The sequence below is a fragment of the Sphingobium sp. YBL2 genome, from assembly GCF_000943805.1.
GTDB classification, from domain to species: domain Bacteria; phylum Pseudomonadota; class Alphaproteobacteria; order Sphingomonadales; family Sphingomonadaceae; genus Sphingobium; species Sphingobium fuliginis.
Genome location: NZ_CP010954.1, coordinates 252359 through 276322, shown reverse-complemented (window position 1 = coordinate 276322; position 23964 = coordinate 252359). Strand labels below are relative to the sequence as shown.

The following is a 23964-nucleotide window of genomic DNA, read 5'->3' as shown; positions in this document are numbered from 1 at the left end:
ATGATGAAGACCCGCCTGATCGCCGCCATGCTTGCGCTGGGCGCTGCCTTCCCGGCCATGGCGCAACAGGGGCCCAGCGTTCCGCAGGACCAGCCCACCGCCGCGCAGGCGGGGTCGGAACGCGTCAATCTGGTCATCGTCTATGGCGACGATCCCTGCCCGCAGAGCCAGGGCAGCGACATCGTCGTCTGCGCCCGCAAGGGCGAGGAGGAGCGCTACCGCATTCCCGAGCCGTTGCGCGGCGATCCGAACCAGCCCAGCCATCAGGCATGGGGCGAACGGGTGAAGTCGATGGAATATGTCGGACGCAGCGGCACCGAAAGCTGCTCGCCGGTGGGCGGCGGCGGGGCCACCGGCTGCTTCGCGCAACTGGCGCGCCTTGCCAAGGCGGAGCGCCAGGCCGCGGACAATGCAAGCTGGAAGGATCTGGTCGAGGCGGAACGGACCCGGCGCCTTTCCACCATCGACGCGGAAAGCAAGGCGATCGAGGCGCAGGCCGTGGCGGAGGAAAAGGCCCGGGCCGCCCAGCAACAGCAGCCGGCTCCGGCGCAGGGACCGCAACCGGGAACGCCGCCGCAGCAGTGACGGCATTTGCCGCGGCGCGGCGTCTGGAAGAAGGCTGCCGGAAACCGGGCAATCCGGCCGGCGGGACAGGGGACGAACAAGGATTATGGATCGATGCGTCTCCTCACTGCCCTTTCCTTCGCCGCCGTCGCGCTGGCTCCCCTGACTTTCGGCGGCGCGGCCCATGCCGAGCCGCCGCAGAAAATCTTCAACCTGGTCGTCTATGGCGACGATCCTTGCCCAAAGGGCGAGGGCGACGAGATCATCGTCTGCGCCCGCAAGCCCGAATCCGAACGCTATCGCATTCCCAAGAAGTTGCGCGAAAAGCCTGAACCGGCGGGCGGCCCCGGCTGGGGTAGCCAGGTCGCGACCATGGAGCAGGTCCAGCGGCAGACCCTGCCGGGCAGTTGCTCCGCCATTGGCAGCAATGGCTTCACCGGCTGCACCGCCAAGGCGCTGGAGCAATGGTTCGCGGAGCGGCGGATGCAGGAGTCCAGGGGCGAGCCTTGAGCGGCGCGCCATCGCTAGGCGGCGTGGATAAATTCGAGACTCGCCGGACTGAGTGATTTGGGTGGATTGCGGACATTCCCCCTCCCGCAGGCGGGAGGGGGTTAGGGGGTGGGCTGGCGCGGCATCTGCGCTGTTTTGCAACGGCTAAGTCAGAAGCTCGCTGCGCTCGCGCCCACCCCTAACCCCTCCCGCCTGCGGGAGGGGAATGTCTTGGATTGGCCATTTCCCGACATTCCCAATTTGTCCACGCGGTCCAAAAGCCGGACGGCCTTCGCCTATTTGAAGCTCGCGATGCATTCGATCTCCAGCGGCGCGCCCATCGCCAGCCCGTCCGCGCCGAACGCGCTTCGGGCGGGCAGCCGCTTGCCCTGGAAATAGCTGACATAGGTGCCGTTGAATCGTGGCCAATCCGCCATGTCGTCCAGCATCACCGTGCATTTGACGACATGGCCGAAGTCGAGGCCATTGTCCTTCAGGATCTTGCCGATGGAATCCATGGAATTGCGGACCGCGGCATCGAAGCCCTCCTTATGGGGGTCCATGCCATCCGGCACCCGGCCGATCTGGCCGGAAAGATACAGGGTATCGCCTGCCCGCACGGCAGGGGAGAAGGGAGGCTGCTGCGCGGCCAGCGGCGTGGCGCCAACAGCCAGGACCAGGGCGAACCATTTCTTCATATGCCTATTTCCCCGATGCAAAAAGGCCGGTCCTTTGGCGGACCGGCCCTTCCTTCGTGACGCGTCAGAATTTGAAGTCGAGCCGGGCGTAATAATAGCCGCCCGACGTGCTGTAGGGTCCGTGGCCATAATAGCTGTTATAGGCCCCGGCGCCGTTGATATAGGGCGAGACGCCAGCGCCCGGCGTGACGCCTTGCATCAGCGCGGGCACTTCCGGCCGCTTGTTGAACAGGTTGTTCGCACCCACAGAGAAGGTGACGGCATCGGTGAAGTCGTAGCTTGCCTCCAGATCGGTAAGCGCGGTCGCCTTGACCACGCCGTTGAAGTAGAGCTGGTTGGCGTTCACCCCGTTCACGATGGCGCCGTCCGCGATCAGGAAGCCGCCATTCGGGATGAAGCCAGCGGACGGCGTGAAGGCCGGGCGGACAAGCACGCTGGTCTTGCCGTAAAAGGTCTCACGCAGGTTGAGCGCGAACTTCCCGCTCTTGAACAATGCGCCGGCCACGATCTTGTAGTCGGGGTTGGAACGCTCGATGTTGCTTTCCGACGCCGCGTTGAAGATGGGGTAGCCGACCTTGTTGTCGGTGATCTTCGTCTTGTTGTAATTCGCCGTCAGCGACAGGTTCAGCGTGCCGAAGTCCAGCGCGACGGGGTAGGCGGCCGAGAAATCGATGCCCCAGGTGCGGGTGTCGATGCCGTTGGTGAAGCTCGACACGCCGATGGTGCCGTTGGTGAACAGGGCGCTGTCCAGGACGATGCCGGCGGCGTTCAGCGCGTTCAGGATGTCGGCGCCGCCCGGCTGCGGCACGCCGTTCAGGACGGCGTTGCGGGCCGCCGTGCCGGTGATGCGGTCCTTGATCTTGATGATATAGCCGTCGACCGTGATGGCCAGCTTCGGCACCGGCCGCAGCACGACGCCGGCCGAGAAGTTCTTCGACTTTTCAGGCTTCAGCGAGTTGAAGCCCAGCAGCGCGGCGGCAGGCGTGCCGGCGGGAAGCTGCGCGACGGCGCTGGTCGGACCGACGTTGATGGTCGAATATTTCTGTTCCGCCAGCGTCGGCGCGCGGAAGCCGGTGCTGACCGTGCCGCGAATCGCGAAGGCGGGGCTGAAGTCGTAGCGCGTGGTGATCTTGCCGATGGTGGTGTCGCCGAAGTCGGTATAATCCTCGTAACGGCCGGCAAGGTCGACGGACCAGTTTTCAACCGGCTCCGCGATCAGGTTGATGTAGCCCGCGCGCGAACTGCGGCGGAACTTGCCCGCGTCGGTCGCCTTGTATCCGGGGAAGGACTGAACGCCCGTCTTGTAGGTCGAATAATAATCGCCCGCGACGATCTCATAGGTGTCGCGGCGATATTCGCCGCCGAACGCCAGGGTCAGCGGCCCCGCCATGCCGGCGTCGAATTCCTTGCGGATGTCGGCGGTGACGGTGGTCTGGCTCAGGCGGAAGCCGCCGTCATAGGCCTTGTCCACCGTATTGGGCCTGCCGATGCCCTGCAGGGAGGCGGCATAGCTTTCCTGCCAGACTTCGCGATGGGCCGACGCTTCGGTCCAGATGTCGTCCTTCTGATAGCCGTAGGTCGTGCTGATGTCGTAATTCCAGTCGCCGCCGAAATCGCCCTTGGCGCCGACCGTGAAGCTATATTCATCCTCGATCACATGCTGGAGCGGCACCATGCCCCAGGTGCCGGTGTCGCCATAGCAGATATTGGGATTATATGCCGCGGGCGTGATGCTGCCGCCCAGATTGCCGGTTTCGTAGCAGATGCGCTTGGGATGGCGGTAGCCCTGCTTGGCATAGCCGATGCGGCGGGCATAATCGCCGAAGCTGTAGAGTTCGATGCCGCCGAAATCATAGCCCATATTGTAGAAGGCTTCGGTCAGATAGGTCTTGGGCTGGCCGCCGTTGATGCCCGACAGCGCGTCGCCCGCCAGGTTCGACCATTGGGCGGGCGTGTTGGGCTGAAGCGTGCCGTCCGGCCTGGTGATCTGGACCTGCCCGGTGCCCACCGTGGTGTAATCCTGGCGGCGGTGGAACAGGCTCAGGTTGAAGAAGCCGTCCTCGCCCAGCTTGAAGCCCATATTGCCGGAGGCGGAGAACAATTCGCCTTCGCTGTCATAATATTGGCCGCCCGTGACCTTGAAGCTGCCGCCTTCGTTATTGTCCTTCAGGATGAAGTTGATGACGCCCGCGATGGCGTCCGTGCCATAGACGGCGGCCGCGCCTTCCTGGAACACTTCGACGCGGGCGATGGCGTCCGGCGGGATCAGGTCGATGCTGGGCGCCGCCGAACCCTGGAACGCGCCGGAAATCACCTGGAGGATGCCGTTGCCGTGGCGGCGCTTGCCGTTGACCAGCACCAGCGTATGGTTGGGGCTGAGGCCGCGCAGACGGGCGGAGAGCGAGAAGCTGGAAAGGTCGGTGCCCTGCGTCTGGGCGGTGAAGCTCGGGACGATCTGGGTCAGGACCTGGTTGAGGTTCGGCTGGCCGACATGGCTGATCGCCTCCTGGCTCAGCACCTGGATCGGCGCGGCGCTTTCGGCCGCCTGCATGCCGACGGCGCGGGTGCCGGTAACGATGATGGCGGCGCCATCATCGGCTTGCGCGGTCTGCGCCTCCTGCGCCATCGCACAGGCCGACCAGGACGAGGCCAGCACCAATGAAAGGCGAAGAGCGGATAATCTTGTCATCTATGCCCCCTGTTTTGCATTTATCCATGACAGGGGGATCAACGAACTTTTAGGATGAAACCTCTACCGCATCGCACAAAAAATAGAAAAATTAAATATTTCTTCTTTATTTCTAGGAGGAAAATCAGACCAGATTGCGACGCCATGAGGCAGAATGGCAATTGATTAGGGTGCATGTGGCGCGCCGCATTTTGCAAGCAGCGCATATGGCGGATTTTTGACGGAAGTTCGTTTCAGGAAAACCTTGCCCCTGTTCGTCATGCCGAACCTATCGACATGAAGAGTGGAGAGGGGGAGCAGGGGATCAGCTCGCCATCGCCGCTTCGATCAGCGCGCGGCCTTCCCTGCTGGCCCAATCCATCGCGCCGACCACCCGGACCATTTCCTTGCCCTGCGCATCATAGATGACGGTCGTCGGCAGCATGCCGGTGTTGTAGTGGAAGCCGAACTGGTTTTCCGGGTCGATCCAGCCCTTCAGATGGGGCAGGGGATGTTTCTCGAAGAAGGGCTTGATCACCGTCTCCCCCTGGCTGTCCTGGGAGATGGTGAGGACGGCGAGCCCCTTCCTGCCATAATCCGCCGCCACGGCATCCAGCGTCGGCATTTCCGCCACGCAGGGCGCGCACCAGGTCGCCCAGAGGTTGACCAGCACCGGCTTGCCCGCGAAATCCTTGAGGCTGGCATCGCTGCCGTCCGGATTCTGGAAGGTGAAATCGGGGGCAGCGGTTCCGGCCTTCGACCTGTCGAGCGTGTAGCTGAACGCGCCTTTCCCGCTTTGCGCCGGTCCCGTCGCCTCGCCGCTGGTGGCGTTCGGGCCTTGCCCGGCGGCCGGGGATTGCTTATCGCACGCGCCAAGGCCGGCCAGCAGGAGCAGTGTCATTACGCAGCGTAAGGATGATCGCACGGGGAAAAGCTCCAACAGCATGTGGGGCGGACGCTTCGCGGCCGGTCCGGCTTCGGTCATGCGGGAGATAAATGCGTCGATCCCGTTCGACAAGCGCCTGTGGAAGCAGGACATCGCCGGGTCCAAGGCCCATGTCGCGATGCTCGCCAAACAGGGCATCGTCGACGGAGAGGACGCGCAGGCGATCACCGAGGGGCTGAACCGCATCGCCGCCGAATATGAAGCCGACGGCGTGCCGGTCGATCTGGACCTGGAAGACATCCACATGGTCACGGAGTCGCGGCTGGCCGAATTGATCGGTCCGGCGGCGGGACGGCTGCACACGGCGCGCTCGCGCAACGATCAGGTGGCGACCGATTTCCGCCTCTGGGTGCGCGACGCCATCGATGAGGTGGAGGCGGGCCTGCAGGGCCTGTCCGCCATGCTGCTCACCCGCGCAGAGGAGCATGCCGATGCGGTGATGCCCGGCTTCACCCATCTCCAGTCCGCGCAGCCGGTGACGCTCGGTCATCACCTGATGGCCTATCATGAGATGGTCCGCCGCGACCGCAGCCGCTTCGCCGACGCCCGCGCCCGCCTCAACGAGTGCCCGCTGGGCGCGGCGGCGCTGGCCGGGACCGGCTTCCCCATCGACCGCCACGCCACGGCGGCGGCGCTCGGTTTCGCCAAGCCGACCGACAACAGCCTCGACAGCGTGTCGGACCGCGACTTCGCGCTCGACTATCTGATGGCGGCGACCCAGTGCAGCCTGCACCTCTCGCGGCTGGCCGAGGAATTCATCATCTGGGCTAGCCAGCCCTTCGGCTTCGTGAAATTGCCCGACGCCTATTCGACCGGCAGCTCGATCATGCCGCAGAAGCGCAATCCCGACGCCGCCGAACTGGTGCGCGGCCATGCCGGGCGGATCATGGGCTGCATGAATGCGCTCTGCGTCACGATGAAGGGCCTGCCGCTCGCTTATTCGAAGGACATGCAGGACGACAAGCCGCCGGTGTTCGAGGCGCATGACCTGCTGGGCCTGTCCATCGCGGCGATGACCGGCATGATCGAGACGGTGACGTTCCGCACCGACCGGATGCGCGGCCTGGCGGAAAGCGGCTTCGCGACCGCCACCGACCTCGCCGACTGGCTGGTGCGGGAGGGCGACATTCCCTTCCGCGAGGCGCATCATATCACGGGCCGCGCGGTCGCGGCGGCGGAGGCGGCGGGCGTGCAGCTTGCCGATCTGCCGCTGGAAACGCTCAAGGCCATTGATGCGCGGATCGATGAGCGTATCTATGCGGTGCTGACGGTCGACGCCTCGGTCGCCAGCCGCAGGAGCCATGGCGGCACCGCGCCCGATCAGGTGCGTGCGCGGATCGCTGAGGCCCGGAACGACGCGAAAGGGCAGAAGAAGTGATGACGGCACGGATCGCCAAAGGGGTTGCGCTGGCGGCGCTTGCGCTGGCCTTGGCGTCCTGCGGCGGTCGCCAGCCGCTGAAGCCGGTGCAGGGGCAGCGCCTGCCCGCCGTGCCGGTGGGGGCGGCGACGGCGCCCACCGCAGCGCAGCTCACCACGCCCACGATCCAGGCGCGGCCGGAACGGAATGTCGAACTGCTGACCCAATCGAAGGTGCGTGGCGACGACCCGTTCGACCTGCCGCCCGAAAGCGACCCCCGCTGATTTTTGGCGATAAGATTTCTAGGATAGACTGACTTGGACCATTTTACCTATGTCGACGGCGCGATGCTGGTGGAGCAGGTGCCGATGGCGGAGATCGCCGCGCAGGTCGGCACGCCCGTCTACATCTATTCGACCGCGACCCTGACCCGCCATGTCGGCGTGTTCCGCGAAGGACTGTCGCAGCTTGATGATCCGCTGATCGCCTTCGCGGTGAAGGCCAATCCCAACGCCGCCGTGCTGGCGACGCTGGCGAAGCTGGGCCTCGGCGCCGACGTCGTGTCGGTGGGCGAATTGCTGCGCGCCATGGCGGCGGGCATTCCGGCGGACCGCATCGTCTTTTCGGGCGTCGGCAAGACGGCCGACGAAATGCGCATCGCGCTGGAAAAGGGCATCTACCAGTTCAATCTGGAAAGTGAGCCCGAAGCGGAAATGCTCTCCGAAGTGGCCCTGTCGATGGGGAAGAGGGCGCCGGTCGCCTATCGCATCAACCCCGATGTCGACGCGGGAACCCATGCCAAGATCTCGACCGGCAAGTCGGAAAACAAGTTCGGCATCCCCTATGACCGGGCGCTGGCCAGCTATGCCGCGGCGCGCGGCCTCCCCGGCCTCGACGTGCAGGGCGTGGCGGTGCATATCGGCAGCCAGCTCACCGATCTCGCGCCCCTGGAAGCCGCCTTCGCCAAGGTCGGCGCGCTGATCGAAAGGCTGCGCGGCGAAGGCCATGACATCCGCACCGCCGATCTCGGCGGCGGGCTGGGCGTGCCCTATGATCCCTCGCAGCCGCTGCCGCCCAGCCCCGCCGACTATGGCGCGATGGTGACGAAGGTGACGCAGGGCTGGAACGTCCGCCTGATGTTCGAGCCGGGCCGCCTGATCGTCGGCAATGCGGGCGTGCTGCTGTCGCAGGTGGTGCGGGTGAAGCAGGGCGCGCAGGCCCCCTTCGTGATCGTCGACGCGGCGATGAACGACCTGCTGCGGCCCAGCCTCTACGACGCCTGGCACGACATCCGCGCCGTGCAACCGAAGGGCGAGCGCGCCGCCGCCAATGTGGTGGGCCCGGTGTGCGAGACGGGCGACACCTTCGCCATGCACCGCGACATGGATGTGGTGGGGGCGGGCGATCTGGTCGCCTTCATGACCGCCGGGGCCTATGGGGCGACCATGGCGAGCACCTATAACAGCCGCGCGCTGACGCCCGAAGTGCTGGTGTCGGGCGACAAATGGGCCGTTGTCCGCGCCCGTCCGCCGGTCGAGGCGCTGATCGAGGGGGACAGCATTCCGGCCTGGGTAGCGTCGAAGGATGTGCAGGACTGATGCACAGCCTGCCCGTTTTCCTGCGGTTGCAAGGGCGGGCCGTCATCCTGACCGGCGAAGGGGAGGCGGCGGACGCCAAGCGGCGCCTGCTCGAACGGGCGGGCGCGCGGATCGTGGGCGAGGCGGCTGAGGCCACGCTCGCCATCGTCTCGGATGGCGATGCGGCGACCGTGCAGCGGCTCCGGGCCCGGGGCATATTGGTGAACGCGACCGACAGGCCGGAACTTTGCGACTTCACCCTGCCCGCCATTGTCGACCGGGAGCCGGTGCTGATCGCCATCGGCACGGGCGGCGCTTCGGCGGGTCTCGCCAAGGCGCTCAGGCAACGCATCGAAGCTTTGCTGCCGGCCCGTCTGGGGCTGCTGGCGACGGCGCTTCACGATGCGCGCGCCGCGATCCGCCAGCGCTGGCCCGATGCCGCGGCAAGGCGGCGGGCGATCGACGCCGGCCTTGCCGTGCGCGGGCTGATCGATCCGCTGTCCGACAAAGCCGTGGACGCCGTGCCGCACTGGCTTTCCGAAGGGGGCGGGCTCTGGACCGGGGCCGACAGGCTGGAAAACATCCGCCTGCTGTCGGGCGATCCCGACGATCTCAGCCTGCGCGCCGCCCGCCTGCTGGGCGAGGCGGATCGCGTCTATCACGCGCCGGACGTGCCTGCCGCGATACTGGACAGGGCGCGGGCCGATGCCGTGCGCATCCTGGCAGACGCGCCGCCCGACGATCCGGGGGCAGGCCTGTCGCTCTGGATGGAGATGACGCCATAAGCCGGGTCTTCCTCTTCGACGGCGCTCGGGCGCAGGAAATCTCGCTCGACGATTTCTGCGCGCGGACGCAGGACGCGCCGTTCAGTTGGGTCCATGCCGATGGCTGGAAGGAGGATGCCCGCCACGTCGCGTCCCGCTGCGACCATATGCCCGAAGCGGCGCTGTCCGCGCTGCTGGCGCAGGAGACCCGGCCGCGCTGCACGCTGATGGCCCATGGCGCGCTGGTGAACCTGCGCGGGCTTGGCGCGGCGGATGACGATGGAGGCGACCCGCTGGTGTCGATCCGCCTCTGGGCCGAAGAGGCGCGGGTCATTTCCGTCAGCTATCGGCCGCTCGCGGCGATGGAGCCCGTCATGCAGCAGATGCTGCGGGGTCTGATCCGCGATCCGGGCGACCTGATCGCCGCCTTCGCGCAGCAGATCACCGAAGCGCTCGACCCGGAAGTCGCCGAACTGGGCGACGGCCTGGACGAGATCGAAAGCGCGCTGACCGAACATGGCCCGGCGGAGGCGCGGCGGCGCGTGTCGGAAATCCGCGCGACGGCGATCGGCTATCGCCGCTTCATCGCGCCGCAGCGGCAGGCATTGGAAAGACTGTCCGCCGCCGATGCGTCATGGCTGGAACCCGACGACCGGTTGCACCTCCAGGAAGCGGCGGACCGCTGCGCCCGCATGGCGGAGGAGCTGGAAGCGGTGCGCGAACGGTCGGCGCTCGCCCATGAAGAACTGACCGACCTGCGCGCGGAGCAGATGAACCGGCAGGCGCTGATCATCTCGGTCGTGGCGCTGGTGTTCCTGCCGCTGACCTTCCTGACCGGGCTGCTGGGGATGAATGTGGACGGCATACCCTATGCCCATGAACCCTGGGCCTTTTGGGGCGTGGTCGGTGTGTGCATGGCCATGGCGGCCGGCATTGCCGGCTGGTTCGCGGCGACGCAGTGGCTGAAGTGATTCCGGCCCGTCATTCCGGCCTGCGCCGGGATGACAGCCTCAGGCCCTAGTTCCGCGCCGCGTTGAGCCGGGCGATCTCGTCATGCAGCGCCTGGATCGATGACACCAGCCGCGCCCGGTCCGCCTGCATCTCCGCCAGCGCATCGCGCGTTTCGCCCAGTTCCAGCGCGCGGCGGGCGATCCGCGCGTCCAGTTCCGCATTATGCCGCGCCAGCGCACCGACCTGCTCCGCCCTTGCGCACAAATGGCGAAGCCGCGCATCCAGCAGGTCGAAATCGAAGGGCTTCACCACATGGTCGTCGGCCCCCGCATCCAGCGCGTCGACCGCGGACACCCTGTCGTTCCGCCCGCCGATCATGACGAAACAGGCATTTTCGGCCAGTCCCGCCGCGCGGATCTTCCGCATCGTCGTCAGGCCGGGCAGCAGCGCCAGTCCCATGTCGATCAGGATGATGTCCACCGGCCGCGTGACCAGCATGTTGATCGCGGTGAAGCCGCTTTCCGCCAGCGCGACGTCATAGCCCAGATGCGACAGCCGCCGGGCCACGACGGCGCGGGACGTGGCGTCTTCATCGACCAGCAGAAGGCGCAATCGCCGGGGCGCGTGTCCGCCGTCCGGACCCTGCGCCTGTTGCGGCCTGCTGATGCTGTCGCGTTTCCAGAATTGCATGACGTCCCACCTCTTGCCACCGCGCAGCATAGGATCGGCGGGCAAAGAAATGGTTAACGCGGCTCCGGCGCATAGGCGCGCAGGAAACAGTCCAGCCCATTGTCGACATCGGCCTCGATCTGCTCTGCCGTCGCCCGCTCGATCTGTCCCCAGACCAGCGACTGGTGACAGCCCGTAAGCATCAGCATCGTGAAGGTGCGCGCCGCCAGTTCGGGGTCTGCCCGGCGCAAAAGCCCGCGATCCATCGCCCTTTCCAGGAATTCGGCCACCAATCGCCGGGTATTGCCCGGTGCATGTTGGTAGAAGATCGCCCCCATTTCGGGAAAGCGGCCCGCTTCCGACGCCACCAGCCTGTATAGCGCGACGCTTTCGGGCGATGTGATCTTCGTCAGCAGGTTGACGCCCAGGGTCCGCAACGTGCCTGCAAGGTCGCCGTCGGGATCGAGGATTTCAGCGAGGCGCGATCGATAAGCGGTGGTCGCGTCGTCCAGAACGGCGGCGAACAGCTCTTCCTTGGACGGGAAATAGCTCCACAGGGTGCCCTTCGATCCGCCCAGCGCCGCGGCGATCCCCGACATGGTCGTCGCGGCATAGCCCTTTTCCATGAAGGAACGCGACGCGACCTTCAATATGGTCTTGCGCCGGTCGCGGCGCCGCGCTTCGCGGCGGCTGATCGGGGGAATGGGCTCCGTCATGAAATCGTACCATATAGTACGCTATTTTGGTTGACAAGGATTCGCATCAGGCGCAAAGGCTCATTTCATACTATTTGGTACGGTTTTATGCCCGTGAGTCGCCTTCCAAATCCCTTTCCCCCTTCCGCTCGCGCCGGGCTTCTTGCCGGGGGCGTGGCCCTGCTGTCCGCCTGTGCGGCGGTGCCCGACCTTGGCCCCCAGCCGGTCGTGCGCGCGCCCGCCAGCATCGCGGCGGATCGCAGCCTTCAGGCCGACGGTTCCGCGCAATGGCCGTCCGAAGGCTGGTGGAAGGGCTATGGCGATCCGCAACTGGACGCGCTGATCGAGGAAGGGCTGAAGGGTTCGCCGGACGTCAGCGCCGCCGCCGCCCGCTTCGCCCAGGCCAATGCCGCCGCGCAGCAGGCGGGCGCGCCGTTGCTGCCTTCGGTCGATCTGGACGCCAGCAGCGGCGTCACCAAATCCAGCTATAATATGGGGATGCCCAAGGAATTCGTTCCCAAGGGCTGGCTGGGTACCGGCCGGGTGGCGCTGGATTTCGGCTTCGACCTCGATCTGTGGGGCAGGAACCGGGCGGCGCTGGCGGCGGCGACTTCGGAAGCCCGCGCGGCGGAGATCGATGCGCGGCAGGCCCGGCTGGCGCTGGCGGCCGGCGTGGCCGATGCCTATGCCGATCTCGCCCGGCTCTATGACGAGCGTGACATTCAGGCCCGCGCGCTGGAAATCCGCACCGCCAGCCAGAAGCTGGTGGCGGACCGCCGCGCCAACGGGCTGGAAACGCGCGGCAGCGAGCGGCAGGCCGACGCCACCCTATTCTCCGCCAAGGCGCAGCTCGCCGCCGCCGACCAGGCGATTGCGGTCCGCCAGCATCAGATCGCCGCATTGATCGGCGCCGGACCCGACCGGGGTCTCGCCATTGCAAGGCCCCGGCTCGGCAGCCCCGGTCCGCTCGGCCTGCCGGCGGACGTCACCACCAATCTGGTCGCCCGCCGCCCCGATGTCGCCGCGGCGCTCGCCCGGACCGAAGCGGCGGCCAAGCGGATCAAGGTGGCGCGGGCCGACTTCTTTCCGGCCATTCGCCTGAGCGCGCTGATCGGCGTGCAATCGCTCGGCTATCAGACCGTGCTCCAGAACGGCGCCTTCTCCGGCGGATCGAGCTCCTTCGCGGACACGCTGTTCAAGAAGGATTCGCTGTTCGGCAATGCGGGGCCGGCGGTCAGCCTGCCGATCTTCCATGGCGGCGCGCTCAGCGGCCAGTATCGCGGCGTCCGCGCCGCCTATGAAGAGGCGGTGGCCAGCTATGACCGGACCGTCCTCGGCGCCTATCAGCAGGTGGCCGACGCCGTGACCGGACGGCGGACGCTGGACCAGCGGCTGACCGATGCCCGCGCGGCGCTGATCGCGTCGGAGGAAGCCTATGACATCGCCCGCCAGCGCTATGAAGGCGGGCTCAACACCTATCTCGACGTGCTGAACGTGGAGGACCAGCTTCTGGCCGCCCGCCAGACCGTCGCGGAGCTGGAGGCCAGCGCCTTCACGCTCGACATCGCCCTCGTCCGCGCGCTGGGCGGCGGCTTTGCCGCCAGCGATGCGCAGAACCCGCTCCAGTTGCCCAAGGATACGCCCCATGGCTGACGCCAAGCCCGAATTCACGTCCGAAGCGAGCAAGGCCGACGATGCGGCCGATGCCGCCGCCCGGCGCATGGAAACCCGCAGGAAATGGCTCGTGCGGCTGGCGCTGGTCATATTGGTCGTCGGCGCGGCCTATGCCCTCTGGTACCTGCTGGTCGGCCGCAACCATGTCAGCACCGACAATGCCTATGTGAATGCGGAAGTGGCGCAGGTGACGCCGCTCATTTCCGCCCAGGCGGTCGAAGTGCTGGTGACGGATACCCAGGCGGTCAAGCGCGGCGACATATTGGTGAAGCTCGACCCCACCAACGCCCGCATCGCCGTGGCGCAGGCGGAGGCCGACCTTGCCGAAGCCCGCCGCCGCTTCCGCCAGACCCTCGCGACCAGCGGCTCGCTGGCGGCGCAGGTGGAGGCGCGCGGCGCCGACATCAACCAGGCGCGGGCCCAGCTCGCGACGGCGCAGGCCGATTTCGACAAGGCGCGCATCGACCTCCGTCGGCGGGAGGCGCTGGCCCCCAACGGCGCCGTCTCGGGCGAGGAACTGACCAGCGCGCGCAAGGCCTATGCCGCGGCGCAGGCGGCGCTCGACCTGGCGAAGGCCGGGGTGGCGACGGCCGAGGCTACACGCGGCGCGGCCAGCGGCCAGCTTGCCGCCAATGACGCGCTGGTGCGCGGGTCGACCGTCGACACCGATCCCGCCGTGCTGGCCGCGAAGGCGAAGCTGGACAATGCCCGGCTCGACCTTGACCGCTCCATCATCCGCGCCCCGATCGACGGCGTCGTGACCCGGCGGTCGGTGCAGGTCGGCCAGCGCGTCGCGCAGGGCAGCCCGATCATGAGCATCGTGCCGCTCGCCCAGGTCTATGTCGACGCCAATTTCAAGGAACGCCAGCTCGGCCGGGTGAAGGTCGGCATGCCCGCCACGGTCACTTCGGACCTTTATGGCGGCGACGTCGTCTATCATGGCAGGGTGATCGGCTTCGCCGGCGGCACCGGCGCGTCGATGGCGCTGATCCCGGCGCAGAACGCCACCGGCAACTGGATCAAGGTGGTGCAGCGCCTGCCCGTGCGCATCGCGCTCGATCCCAGGGAACTGGCCGAACATCCCCTGCGCATCGGGCTTTCCATGGAAGCCGAAATCGACCTTTCGGGCGAATAGGGAGGCCCGTGGTGAGCCGCCCGGCCGAAACCTTCACGCTCCTGTCGCCCCGTCATCGCCTGCTGGCGGGGCTGACGCTGGCGCTCAGCAATTTCATGGTCGTGCTCGACCTTACCATCGCCAATGTCTCGGTGCCGCATATCGCGGGCAATCTGGGCATTTCCGCCGATCAGGGCACCTGGATCATCACCAGCTACGCCGTGGCGGAGGCGATCTGCGTGCCGCTGACCGGCTGGCTGGCGCAGCGCTTCGGCGCCGTGCGGCTGTTCACCTTCGGCATGCTGGGCTTCGGCCTGTTCTCCCTGCTGTGCGGCCTGTCCATGACGCTGGGCATGATCGTCGTCTGCCGCATCGGCCAGGGCCTGTGCGGCGGGCCGCTGATGCCGATGTCGCAGACCCTGCTGATGCGCATCTTCCCGCCGGAACAGCGCGGGCGCGTCATGGGGCTGTGGGCGATGACGACGCTGCTTGGCCCCGCGCTCGGTCCCATCGTCGGCGGCTATATCAGCGACAACTGGAGCTGGCACTGGATCTTCTTCATCAACCTGCCCATCGCGGCCCTGTGCGTCTTTGCCGCCATGGTGCTGCTGCCCCCGGTGGAGACGGATCGGATGAAGCTGCCCATCGACTATATCGGCCTTGCGCTGCTCATCTTCTGGATCGGCTGCCTTCAGATCATGCTGGACATCGGGCGCGACCATGACTGGTTCGGCGATCCGCTGATCGTCGCGCTGGCGGTGCTGGCGGCCATCGGCTTCTGCGTCTTCCTGATCTGGGAACTGACCGAGGAACATCCCATCGTCGACCTGCGCGTGTTCCGCCATATCGGCTTCACCTCCGGGGTGTTCACGCTCGCGCTCTGCTTCGGCGCCTATTTCGCGGGTATCGTCGTCATCCCGCAATGGCTGCAGATTTCGATGGGCTATACCGCCGCCTGGGCGGGGCTGGCGACGGCGTTCACGGCGATGACCGCCATGCTCGTGGCGCCCATTGTCGGGCGGCTGGTGAGCAAGGTCGACGTGCGCCTGATGATTTCGACCGGCGTCGCCTGGATCGGGCTGATGACGCTTTGGCGGGCGCACTGGACCACCGATGCGGATTTCTGGACGATCTCCCTTCCGCAACTGGCCCAGGGTTTCGGCATGCCCCTGTTCATGATCCCGCTGACGACGCTGACCCTGGGGTCGGTCCGGCCGGAGGAAACCGCCTCTGCGGCGGGCATGCAGAATTTCCTGCGCACGCTGGCCATCGCCATTTCCACGTCGATCGTGCTGACCGGCTGGGGGAACGGGCAGCGGGTGTGGCGCAATGAGGTGGTCGGGACGCTGCATGGCGACGCGACCATGGCCGACCTGGCCAGCCGCGGCTTCACGCAGGAACAGGCGCGGCAGACGGTGGGCAATCTGGTCGACGCCCAGTCGCAGGTGGTGTCGATGAACCATGTCTTCTTCATCGCCGCGCTGGTGCTGTTCCTGGCCGCCGCCGTGGTGTGGCTTGCTCCCCGCCCCACCGGCAATGTCGATCGTTCGGCGGCGCACTGACCGGCGCGCCTATTCCAGGCTGACCTCCCGGCCGATGCCGACCGCTTCCAGAAAGGCGGCGTCATGGCTGATCACGATCAACGCGCCGTCGAAGGCGGCAAGCCCCTGCTCGATGGCCGCGACGGAATCGAGATCGAGATGATTGGTCGGCTCGTCCAGCATCAGCAGCGGCGGCAATGTGTCGCCGCCAAGCACGCAGGCGAGCCCGGCGCGCAACAACTGCCCGCCGCTGAGCGTCCCCACCCTCTGCAGCGCCAGATCGGCGCGGAACCGGAACCGCGCCAATGCCGCGCGCACGGCATTTTCGGTGGCGCGGGGGTGCAGCCGGGCGAAATTGGCGGCAATGCTGGCCCGCGGGTCGAGCAGGCCGACGCTCTGGTCCAGCAGCGCGCAATCGACCGATAGCTGCACCGTGCCGGACAGCGGCGGGATCAGACCGGCGATCAGCTTCAGCAGCGTCGATTTGCCCGCGCCATTGGGCCCGGTGACGGCAATCCGCTCCGGCCCGTCGATCCGCAGGCTGAAGTCGCGCAGCACCGGCGCATCGGCGCGATAGCCCGCCGACACCCTGTCGATCCGCACGATCTGCCGGTCCGCCTGCAATCCGGTCGAGGGCAGGGCGACGGTCAGGCTTTCGACGATCTCGATCCGGCTGCGCGCCGCCTGCGCCGCCTCCTCCGCCTCCCGGCGCAGGCGGTCGGCCAATCGCGCGGCATCGCCGCCGGACCCCTCCGCCCGGTTCTTCCGCATGCCGATCAGGATGCGCGGCATGTCGCCCTTCGCACCCTTGCGCGCTCCGGCGGCGTCCCGGCGCTGCTTGCGCTCGGCTGCGATCTGCGTCCGGCGGGCGATGTCCGTCATGCGCCGTTCGGCCTGTTCCAGTTGCTGGCCCGCCGCGGCGAGTTCGACCGCCTTGCGCTCGCGATAGGCGGTCCAGTTGCCGCCATAGCGCTGGATGCCAAGGCTCGTCAGTTCCGCAATCGCCTCCATCTGCTCCAGCAGCGCGCGGTCGTGGCTGACGACGATCGCGCCGGCCTTCCATCGCGAAAGCAGGTCGGACAGGGCAGCGCGCCCCTCGGCATCCAGATTGTTGGTCGGCTCGTCCAGCAACAGGAAGTCGGGCCGGGCAAAGGCCGCTCCGGCCAGCGCGGCGCGGCTGCGCTGGCCGCCGGACAAGGCCAGCAATGGCGTGTCGGGATCGGCCGCCAGCCCGACGGAGGCCAGCGCTTCCTCGATCCGGCCGGGCAGCGTCCAGTCGCAGGCCTCCAGCTCCGCCATATCGACCTCGCCCCGCTCCGCCTTGCCGAGCAGGGCCAGCGCCTCCCGCGCGCCGAACAGGTCGGCAATGCGTTCCTCCGGGTCGACCTGAACGGTCTGGCGCAGCGTCGCGATGCCGCCGTCGATGCGGATCGTGCCGCTGGCGGGCGCGCGTTGCCCGGCGATCAGGGCGAGCAAGGTCGACTTGCCGACGCCATTGCGTCCGACAAGGCCGAGTCGTTCGGCGGTGAAACGAAAATCGAGCCCGGAAAGGACGGCCGTGCCGTCAGGCGCGGACCAGCCGAGCTGGGAAATGACGATGGAGGGCATGGACGGCGACTTTCCTGAGGGCAGAGCGATTGGGCTTTGCGATCAGATAGTTGTCCATGACGTCATCCTCCGGGAAACGGGACCGGGCATACAGCGGCGCGCCATCCTTGGCAATTGTCGTCGGTCGCGCCCGATTGACGCGGCGCAACATCGCGGCCACTGAGTGGCGAAAAAGGCTTGGGGTCTCATGCGAATCGTCATCATCGACGACAGCGGCCTGCGCGCGACGGTTCTGGAGGAAGGGCTGCGCGAGGCGGGCTATGACGATATTCATATCGTCCCCCCGCGCGGCGGATTCGTCGCGCGGCTGGAACGCATGGCCCCGGACGTCGTGCTGATGGACCTGGGCAGCCCCAGCCGCGATACGCTGGAGGAGATGCTGACGGTCAGCCGGGCGCTCGCCCGTCCCATCGCCATGTTCGTCGACCAGTCCGACGAGGCGATGATCGGCGCGGCCATCGACGCGGGCGTATCCGCCTATGTCGTCGACGGGCTGCGGAAGGAGAGGGTGAAGCCGGTGCTGGAACTGGCGGTGCGTCGCTTCAACGCCTTCGCGAAATTGCAGTCCGAACTGGACGAGGCGCGCACCGCGCTGTCCGACCGCAGGATCGTCGATCGCGCCAAGTCCATCCTGATGAGCCAGCGCGGCCTTTCGGAGCCGGACGCCTATGCGCTGCTGCGGTCGAGCGCGATGAATCAGGGAAAGAAGATCGTGGACGTCGCCCAGGCCCTCATCACCGCCAGCGACCTGTTGGGAGGGATGTGATGACGACCGAACTGCGCATCGCCTTCCTGCCGCTGACCGACGCCGCCGTATTGGCGGTGGCGCGGGAAAGGGGCTTCGCGGAGGAGGAGGGGCTGCATCTCGACCTCGTCCGCACGACAAGCTGGGCGACGTTGCGCGACCGGCTGGTGTTCGGCCAGGTGCAGGCCGCCCATATGCTGGCGCCGCTCGCCGTCGCCGTGACCCTGGGGTTGAGCCAGCAGGCCGCGCCGCTTGCCGCCCCCTACAAGCTCAACGTCAACGGCAACATGCTGGTGATGGCGAGCGCGTTCGCGCAGGCGCTCGACCCGGACATAGCGGCGCGGCTGGACGATCCGCTGGGCACCGCGCATGATTTCGCGGCGGCCATCGGCCTCTGGAAGCGCAAGCCGGTGATCGGCGTCGTCCATCGCTTTTCCAGCCATTCCGTCATGCTGCGCTACTGGCTGGCGAGCGCGGGGGTTGATCCGGATCGCGACGTCATCCTGCGCGTGCTTCCCCCCTCGCTGACGGTGGAGGCGATCGGGGCGGGGGAGATTGACGGCTTCATCGCGGGCGAACCCTGGGGCAGCGCGGCCGTGGATGCCGGGCTGGCCGAAGCCGTGGCCATTGGCGAGCGCATCTGGCGGCGCGGGGTGGAGAAGGTGCTGGCTTTCCGCACGCCCTGGCTGGAGGAGAATCCCGACAGCGTCGACCGGCTGCTGCGGGCGCTGGTGCGGGCGGCGGGCTGGTGCGACGACCCGGAAAATCAGGAGGCGCTGGCGCATCTTCTCTCGCGCCCCCAATATGTGGACCAGCCTGCGGAGGTGATCCTGCGCGCGCTGTCGGGCAGGATCGTGCCCCGCATCGACATGGCGCCGCTCTCCATGCCCGATTTCATGCTCTTCTCGCGGGAGGCGACGCCCTTTCCGTGGCGCAGCCAGGCGCTGTGGATCTATTCGCAGCTCGTCCGCTGGAAGATGGTGGACCATAGCGCGGACAATGCCGCCCGGGCCGCGTCGGTGTTCCGGCCGGACATCTTCCGCCGGGCGCTGGCGGACAGCGACGTCGCGATGCCGGGCGCCAGCATGAAGGTGGAAGGGGCGGTGGCCTCTCCGCTCGCGGTGGGATCGAAACGGGGCGAACTGACGCTGGGGCCGGACCGTTTCTTCGACGGCCGGATATTCGATCCGGAGCGGATCGAGGATTTCCTCGCCAGCTTCTGAAAACCCACCCTCGCGCTCGCCAATTTGTGCCTTGCAACATGGATCGAATCGCGAGATAAGATGAGAGTCGCGCGACGAGGCGCGTTTTCCGGGATGAGCCCTTCCCAAGGTCGGGATCGCGTTCTCCCTCCGATCATACAGCAAAGCCGCTGGCCGGATTTCGCAGGAGCGAGGTCCGGAAGCGGCTTTTTTCGTGCCCATTTCACAAGATTCGAGGGACGTCATCATGGCAACTGCATATTGGGAGCGTCCGGAGGACCAGGCTCCGGGGGTTGAAGGAGAAGCCGGCCAGACCAGTTTCTGGAAGGCCGGGCACACGCCCACGCTCATCGCCGCTTTCCTCTATTTCGACCTTGCCTTCATGGTGTGGGTGCTGCTGGGGCCGCTGGCGCCCTCCATCTCCAAAAGCCTGGGCCTGACGCCGGCCGAAAAGGGGCTGATGGTCGCCGTCCCGACTTTGGCGGGCGCCGTGCTGCGGGTCGTCAACGGCCTGCTGGTCGATCGGATCGGCTGCAAGCAGGCGGGGGCGATCAGTCAGGCGATCGTCATCCTCGGCCTCTTCACGGCATGGCTTCTCGGCGTCGACAGCTTCGGCGGCACGCTGGCGCTGGGCGTGATCCTGGGCTTTGCCGGGGCCAGCTTCGCGATCGCGCTGCCGCTCGCCAGCCGCTGGTATCCCGCCGAACATCAGGGCAAGGCGATGGGCCTTGCCGGCATGGGCAATTCCGGCACGGTGCTGGCGTCGCTGTTCGCGCCGATGCTGGCCAGGCTGTTCGGCTGGAACGCGGTGCTGGGCCTTGCCTGCATTCCGCTGACCATCGTCTTCATCCTCTATATGGTCATGGCCCGCAACGCGCCCGATGCGCCCGCGCCCAAGCGGCTGGTCGATTATTTCCATCCGCTGAAAAGCGCCGACGCCTGGTGGCTGATGGGCTTCTACTCGGTGACCTTCGGCGGTTTCGTGGGACTGGCCGCCTCGCTGCCGATCTACTTCACCGATCAATTTGGCCTTACCCCGGTGGTCGCGGGCTATTGCACCGCCGGCTGCGTCTTCGCCGGGTCGCTGGTGCGCCCGATGGGCGGCGCGCTGGCCGACCGGATCGGCGGCGTCAAGGCGCTGATGATGGTCTATATCGCTGCCGCGCTGGCTCTGGCGGGCGTCGCCTATGCGCCGACGCTGCTCTCCGCCCTGGGCTTCTTCGTCGCCGCGATGCTGGCGCTGGGCGTCGGCAACGGCGCGGTCTTCCAGCTCGTGCCGCAGCGCTTTCAGGCGGAAATCGGCGTCATGACCGGGCTGGTCGGCATGGCGGGCGGCATTGGCGGCTTCTATCTCGCCTCGTCGCTGGGCATCGCCAGGCAGTTCACCGGCAGCTTCGCGCCCGGCTTCCTGATCTTCGCGGGCCTTGCGCTGGCCGCCTTCCTCGGCATCACGCTGGTCCGCGCCCGCTGGCGCGCGACCTGGACCGGCGCGGCGCGCATCTGATCGGCTTACGGCAAGGAGAGGGAGGCGGCGGCCCACGACAGGCCGCCGCCCTTTTCGCGCCTGCGGCAAAGTGCAGGGGCGCCGCAACAAAAATACATCGTGCTGCGAGGAATCGCTTGACCCGAATCGTCAAGAGCATATGCTGCAATGCAAGGGACAGGGTTGTCCTTCTTCCATAGCCGCGGTGGTCCACAGACGGACGATCAAGGCGCTTATGATGGCAAGGCCGCCATCCAGACTTCCGGTTTCAGGACCGGGGGTCCGGATGGCGGCCTTTTTCTTTTCTGGAGTCGAAGGATGGATTTTCAGAACAACGCCGGACCGGAAACGGCCAGTGAAGAGGCGCTCTTCATGCCTTCGGACGATGTTCGCGAACATATGGTGGTGGTGGGCAACGGCATGGCCGGCTGCCGCGCGGTCGAGGAACTGCTGGCGCGGGACAGGGACCGTTACCGCGTCACCATCTTCGGCGCGGAACCCCATGTAAATTACAACCGCATCATGCTCTCGCCGGTTCTGGCCGGGGAAAAGAGCTTCGACGACATCATCATCAACAGCCGCGACTGGTACAGCGACAACAATATCGAACTGATCGCGGGCGATCCGGTGACGGCGATAGACCGCGCCGGAAAGACCGTCACGAGCCAATCGGGTCGCACCGTCGGCTATGACAAGCTGCTCATCGCCACCGGGTCGGACCCCTTCATCATCCCGGTTCCGGGGAAGGACCTGCCCGGCGTCATCAGCTTCCGCGACATGAAGGATGTCGACGCCATGCTGGAGGCCGCCGGAAAGGGCGGCGACGCGGTGGTGATCGGCGGCGGCCTGCTCGGCCTCGAAGCCGCACATGGCCTGACCCTGCGCGGCATGAAGGTGACCGTCATCCACCTCATGGACACGCTGATGGAGCGGCAGCTCGACGAAGCGGCGGGCTGGCTGCTGAAGTCGGCTCTGGAGGGCCGGGGCCAGACCATCCTGACCGGCGCCAACACCGAATCTATCTATGGCGACGGCAAGGTCGAGGGCGTCCGGCTGAAGGACGGCCGCGAAATCCCCGCCAGTCTGGTGGTGATGGCTGTGGGCATCCGTCCCTCGACCGCTCTTGCCCGCGAAGCCGGGCTGGAGGTCGATCGCGGCATCAGGGTCGACGACCATATGGTCACCAGCGACCCCGATATTCTCGCTGTCGGCGAATGCGTCGAGCATGACGGCAATGTCTACGGCCTCGTCGCGCCGCTGTGGGAGATGTGCCGCAGCCTCGCTGACGGCCTGACCGACCGGCATAGCGGCTACAAGGGTTCCGTCACCTCCACCAAGCTCAAGGTAGCGGGCCTGGACGTCTTCTCCGCCGGCGACTTTTCGGGCGGAGAGGGGTGCGAGGACATCGTCCTGCGCGACGCCTCGCGCGGGATCTACAAGCGCGTCGTCGTCAGGAACGACAGGATCGTCGGCGCGGTGCTCTATGGCGACACGGTCGATGGCGGCTGGTATTTCGACCTGCTGAAGCGCGAGGAGGATGTCAGCGGCATTCGCGACCTGCTGATCTTCGGTCAGGCTTATGCCGCCCTTGGCGCCTCGGGAGGGGGCGCGCTGGACCCTAAGGCGGCCGTTGCGGCGCTCTCGGACGATGCCGAGATCTGCGGCTGCAACGGCGTAGCCAAGGGCCAGGTGGTCGCCTGCATCGAAAAGGGCGCGTGCAGCCTCGACGCGGTGCGCGCCACCTGCAAGGCGTCGGCAAGCTGCGGCTCCTGCACGGGCCTTGTCGAAAATCTGCTGAGCGTCGTGCTGGGCGATGAGGTCCAGTCCGGCCCGAAGACCCTGTGCAAATGCACCAGCTTCACCCATGACGATGTCCGGCGGGAAATCGTGGCGCAGAATATGCGCTCCATCCCGGAAGTCATGCAACTGCTGCACTGGTCGACGCCGGACGGCTGCTCCTCCTGCCGCCCCGCGCTGAACTATTATCTGCTCTGCGCGCTGCCCGGCGAATATCGGGACGACCAGCAGAGCCGCTTCGTCAACGAACGGATGCACGCCAACATCCAGAAGGACGGCACCTATTCGGTCGTGCCGCGCATGTGGGGCGGCCTCACCAGCCCCAGGGAACTGCGCGCCATCGCCGACGTGGTCGAGAAGTACAACGCCCCGATGGTGAAGGTGACGGGCGGCCAGCGGCTCGACATCTTCGGCATCAGGAAGGAAGACCTGCCCGCCGTCTGGGCCGATCTCAACGCCGCCGGCATGGTGTCGGGCCATGCCTATGGCAAGTCGCTGCGCACGGTGAAGACCTGCGTCGGGTCCGAATGGTGCCGCTTCGGCACGCAGGATTCCACGGGCTTGGGGGTCAGGATCGAGCGGATGACCTGGGGATCGTGGATGCCCCACAAGTTCAAGATCGCGGCGTCGGGCTGCCCCCGCAACTGCGCCGAAGCAACGATCAAGGATTTCGGCGTGGTCTGCGTCGACTCGGGCTATGAACTGCATGTCGGCGGCAATGGCGGCATCCATGTCCGCGCCACCGACCTGCTCTGCAAGGTCGCGACCGAGCAGGAGGCGCTCGATCATTGCGCCGCCTTCATCCAGCTCTACCGCGAGGAAGCCCGCTATCTGGAGCGCACCGCGCCGTGGATAGAGCGGGTCGGCGTCGACTATGTGAAGAGCCGGATCGTCGAGGACGAAGCAGGCCGCGAGGCGCTCCGCAGCCGCTTCCTCTATTCGCAGAGCTTCTCTCAGGATGATCCCTGGGCGCAGCGCGCAGCCGGTGCGGACAGCGAACTGCACCAGCCCCTCGAACCCCCAATGCCCTTTGGCGCCATCGCTGCGGAGTGAACGACATGACCGACTGGATCGACATCGGAACGCTGGCCGACATTCCCCAGCGCGGCGCCCGTACCCTGCAGATCGCAGGGGAGAAGGAAATCGCGGTGTTCCGCACCGGCGACGACCATGTCTTCGCGCTGGTCAATGAATGCCCGCACAAAAAAGGCCCGCTCAGTCAGGGCATCGTCCATGGCCACAGCGTCGCCTGCCCGCTGCACAACTGGACCATCGCGCTCAGAACGGGCGAGGCGCAGGGCGGGGATAAGGGCTGCACCCCGACCATAGCGGTGCGGATGGAAGGAGACCGCATCCTGATCGCACCGCCGGAGCAGGCGAGGGCGGCGGCGTGAATCGGAACAGCAAAAATTCCCTTCCCTT

Annotated in this window: 21 protein-coding genes; 15 read left to right on the top strand and 6 right to left on the bottom strand. The window is 66.8% G+C overall.

All coding sequences use genetic code 11. The features are described 5' to 3' along the window. Together TZ53_RS01350 and TZ53_RS01345 are read left to right on the top strand one after the other, a co-directional pair. Positions 1–585: a hypothetical protein gene (locus TZ53_RS01350; protein ID WP_044660179.1), complete on the top strand. Its 585-nt coding sequence runs from the start codon at positions 1–3 to the stop codon at positions 583–585. Positions 586–678: 93 nt separating this feature from the next. Beyond that, positions 679–1074, top strand: a complete 396-nt coding sequence (locus TZ53_RS01345) for a hypothetical protein (RefSeq protein WP_044662772.1) — start codon at positions 679–681, stop codon at positions 1072–1074. A gap of 275 nt (positions 1075–1349) precedes the next feature. Here TZ53_RS01345 and TZ53_RS01340 read toward each other — a convergent pair whose 3' ends face one another. From TZ53_RS01340 to TZ53_RS01330, 3 genes are all read right to left on the bottom strand, one after another. Further along, positions 1350–1751: a RidA family protein gene (locus TZ53_RS01340; RefSeq protein ID WP_025547061.1), complete on the bottom strand. Its 402-nt coding sequence runs from the start codon at positions 1749–1751 to the stop codon at positions 1350–1352. Positions 1752–1815: 64 nt separating this feature from the next. Then, positions 1816–4440, bottom strand: coding sequence for a TonB-dependent receptor plug domain-containing protein (locus TZ53_RS01335; RefSeq protein ID WP_044660178.1), 2625 nt, complete (start codon positions 4438–4440; stop codon positions 1816–1818). Between the two features lie 304 nt (positions 4441–4744). Then, positions 4745–5320: a TlpA family protein disulfide reductase gene (locus tag TZ53_RS01330; protein ID WP_044660177.1), complete on the bottom strand. Its 576-nt coding sequence runs from the start codon at positions 5318–5320 to the stop codon at positions 4745–4747. 43 nt (positions 5321–5363) lie between these two features. Here TZ53_RS01330 and argH point away from each other — a divergent pair, with 43 nt between their 5' ends. The 5 genes from argH to TZ53_RS01305 are packed head-to-tail and all read left to right on the top strand — an operon-like array spanning position 5364 to position 10034. Then, complete coding sequence (gene argH / locus TZ53_RS01325; protein WP_044660176.1) at positions 5364–6743, top strand: argininosuccinate lyase; 1380 nt, start codon at positions 5364–5366, stop codon at positions 6741–6743. Further along, entirely contained in the window at positions 6743–7006 is a 264-nt protein-coding gene (locus TZ53_RS01320) for a hypothetical protein (protein WP_025547053.1), read from the top strand. Before argH ends, TZ53_RS01320 begins: the two co-directional genes overlap by 1 nt. 33 nt (positions 7007–7039) lie before the next feature. Then, positions 7040–8320, top strand: a complete 1281-nt coding sequence (lysA, locus tag TZ53_RS01315) for a diaminopimelate decarboxylase (RefSeq protein ID WP_044660175.1) — start codon at positions 7040–7042, stop codon at positions 8318–8320. After that, positions 8320–9084: a precorrin-2 dehydrogenase/sirohydrochlorin ferrochelatase family protein gene (locus TZ53_RS01310; protein WP_044660174.1), complete on the top strand. Its 765-nt coding sequence runs from the start codon at positions 8320–8322 to the stop codon at positions 9082–9084. The genes lysA and TZ53_RS01310 overlap by 1 nt, the downstream gene beginning before the upstream one ends. Beyond that, complete coding sequence (locus TZ53_RS01305; RefSeq protein ID WP_044662771.1) at positions 9081–10034, top strand: zinc transporter ZntB; 954 nt, start codon at positions 9081–9083, stop codon at positions 10032–10034. Before TZ53_RS01310 ends, TZ53_RS01305 begins: the two co-directional genes overlap by 4 nt. A 46-nt stretch (positions 10035–10080) precedes the next feature. On the opposite strand, the gene TZ53_RS01300 is transcribed toward TZ53_RS01305, so the two are convergent. Continuing rightward, positions 10081–10704, bottom strand: coding sequence for a response regulator transcription factor (locus TZ53_RS01300; protein WP_044660173.1), 624 nt, complete (start codon positions 10702–10704; stop codon positions 10081–10083). 53 nt (positions 10705–10757) lie between these two features. Next, positions 10758–11399: a TetR/AcrR family transcriptional regulator gene (locus TZ53_RS01295; protein ID WP_025547049.1), complete on the bottom strand. Its 642-nt coding sequence runs from the start codon at positions 11397–11399 to the stop codon at positions 10758–10760. Between the two features lie 87 nt (positions 11400–11486). Between TZ53_RS01295 and TZ53_RS01290 the strand changes: the two genes are divergently transcribed. Genes TZ53_RS01290 through TZ53_RS01280 form a run of 3 tightly spaced genes read left to right on the top strand, consistent with a single transcriptional unit; the run spans position 11487 to position 15728 of the window. Then, positions 11487–13031, top strand: a complete 1545-nt coding sequence (locus TZ53_RS01290; protein WP_044660172.1) for an efflux transporter outer membrane subunit — start codon at positions 11487–11489, stop codon at positions 13029–13031. Beyond that, positions 13024–14187, top strand: coding sequence for an EmrA/EmrK family multidrug efflux transporter periplasmic adaptor subunit (locus tag TZ53_RS01285; protein WP_044660171.1), 1164 nt, complete (start codon positions 13024–13026; stop codon positions 14185–14187). Before TZ53_RS01290 ends, TZ53_RS01285 begins: the two co-directional genes overlap by 8 nt. 11 nt (positions 14188–14198) lie before the next feature. Beyond that, entirely contained in the window at positions 14199–15728 is a 1530-nt protein-coding gene (locus TZ53_RS01280) for a DHA2 family efflux MFS transporter permease subunit (RefSeq protein WP_025547043.1), read from the top strand. Positions 15729–15737: 9 nt separating this feature from the next. On the opposite strand, the gene TZ53_RS01275 is transcribed toward TZ53_RS01280, so the two are convergent. After that, positions 15738–17315: an ABC-F family ATP-binding cassette domain-containing protein gene (locus tag TZ53_RS01275; protein WP_044660170.1), complete on the bottom strand. Its 1578-nt coding sequence runs from the start codon at positions 17313–17315 to the stop codon at positions 15738–15740. Between the two features lie 187 nt (positions 17316–17502). Between TZ53_RS01275 and TZ53_RS01270 the strand changes: the two genes are divergently transcribed. The 5 genes from TZ53_RS01270 (at position 17503) to nirD (ending at position 23936) form a co-directional block, all read left to right on the top strand. Then, complete coding sequence (locus TZ53_RS01270; protein ID WP_025547041.1) at positions 17503–18081, top strand: ANTAR domain-containing response regulator; 579 nt, start codon at positions 17503–17505, stop codon at positions 18079–18081. Next, positions 18081–19283, top strand: coding sequence for an ABC transporter substrate-binding protein (locus TZ53_RS01265; protein ID WP_044660169.1), 1203 nt, complete (start codon positions 18081–18083; stop codon positions 19281–19283). Before TZ53_RS01270 ends, TZ53_RS01265 begins: the two co-directional genes overlap by 1 nt. A 226-nt stretch (positions 19284–19509) precedes the next feature. After that, entirely contained in the window at positions 19510–20766 is a 1257-nt protein-coding gene (locus TZ53_RS01260) for a nitrate/nitrite transporter (protein ID WP_025547037.1), read from the top strand. Between the two features lie 297 nt (positions 20767–21063). Next, positions 21064–23595 (top strand): nitrite reductase large subunit NirB, encoded by a 2532-nt coding sequence (nirB, locus tag TZ53_RS01255; RefSeq protein ID WP_044662770.1) that lies wholly within the window; start codon positions 21064–21066, stop codon positions 23593–23595. 5 nt (positions 23596–23600) lie between these two features. After that, a complete protein-coding gene (nirD, locus tag TZ53_RS01250; RefSeq protein WP_044662769.1) occupies positions 23601–23936 on the top strand; it encodes a nitrite reductase small subunit NirD in 336 nt (111 codons plus the stop codon). Positions 23937–23964: the final 28 nt, after the last annotated feature.

Coding starts and splice junctions, on each gene's coding strand:
- TZ53_RS01350 (WP_044660179.1), top strand. CDS start 1: ATGATGAAGACCCGCCTGATCGCCGCCATGCTTGCGCTGGGCGCTGCC.
- TZ53_RS01345 (WP_044662772.1), top strand. CDS start 679: ATGCGTCTCCTCACTGCCCTTTCCTTCGCCGCCGTCGCGCTGGCTCCC.
- TZ53_RS01340 (WP_025547061.1), bottom strand. CDS start 1,751: ATGAAGAAATGGTTCGCCCTGGTCCTGGCTGTTGGCGCCACGCCGCTG.
- TZ53_RS01335 (WP_044660178.1), bottom strand. CDS start 4,440: ATGACAAGATTATCCGCTCTTCGCCTTTCATTGGTGCTGGCCTCGTCC.
- TZ53_RS01330 (WP_044660177.1), bottom strand. CDS start 5,320: ATGACACTGCTCCTGCTGGCCGGCCTTGGCGCGTGCGATAAGCAATCC.
- argH (WP_044660176.1), top strand. CDS start 5,364: ATGTGGGGCGGACGCTTCGCGGCCGGTCCGGCTTCGGTCATGCGGGAG.
- TZ53_RS01320 (WP_025547053.1), top strand. CDS start 6,743: ATGACGGCACGGATCGCCAAAGGGGTTGCGCTGGCGGCGCTTGCGCTG.
- TZ53_RS01310 (WP_044660174.1), top strand. CDS start 8,320: ATGCACAGCCTGCCCGTTTTCCTGCGGTTGCAAGGGCGGGCCGTCATC.
- TZ53_RS01300 (WP_044660173.1), bottom strand. CDS start 10,704: ATGCAATTCTGGAAACGCGACAGCATCAGCAGGCCGCAACAGGCGCAG.
- TZ53_RS01295 (WP_025547049.1), bottom strand. CDS start 11,399: ATGACGGAGCCCATTCCCCCGATCAGCCGCCGCGAAGCGCGGCGCCGC.
- TZ53_RS01290 (WP_044660172.1), top strand. CDS start 11,487: ATGCCCGTGAGTCGCCTTCCAAATCCCTTTCCCCCTTCCGCTCGCGCC.
- TZ53_RS01285 (WP_044660171.1), top strand. CDS start 13,024: ATGGCTGACGCCAAGCCCGAATTCACGTCCGAAGCGAGCAAGGCCGAC.
- TZ53_RS01275 (WP_044660170.1), bottom strand. CDS start 17,315: ATGCCCTCCATCGTCATTTCCCAGCTCGGCTGGTCCGCGCCTGACGGC.
- TZ53_RS01270 (WP_025547041.1), top strand. CDS start 17,503: ATGCGAATCGTCATCATCGACGACAGCGGCCTGCGCGCGACGGTTCTG.
- TZ53_RS01265 (WP_044660169.1), top strand. CDS start 18,081: ATGACGACCGAACTGCGCATCGCCTTCCTGCCGCTGACCGACGCCGCC.
- TZ53_RS01260 (WP_025547037.1), top strand. CDS start 19,510: ATGGCAACTGCATATTGGGAGCGTCCGGAGGACCAGGCTCCGGGGGTT.
- nirB (WP_044662770.1), top strand. CDS start 21,064: ATGGATTTTCAGAACAACGCCGGACCGGAAACGGCCAGTGAAGAGGCG.
- nirD (WP_044662769.1), top strand. CDS start 23,601: ATGACCGACTGGATCGACATCGGAACGCTGGCCGACATTCCCCAGCGC.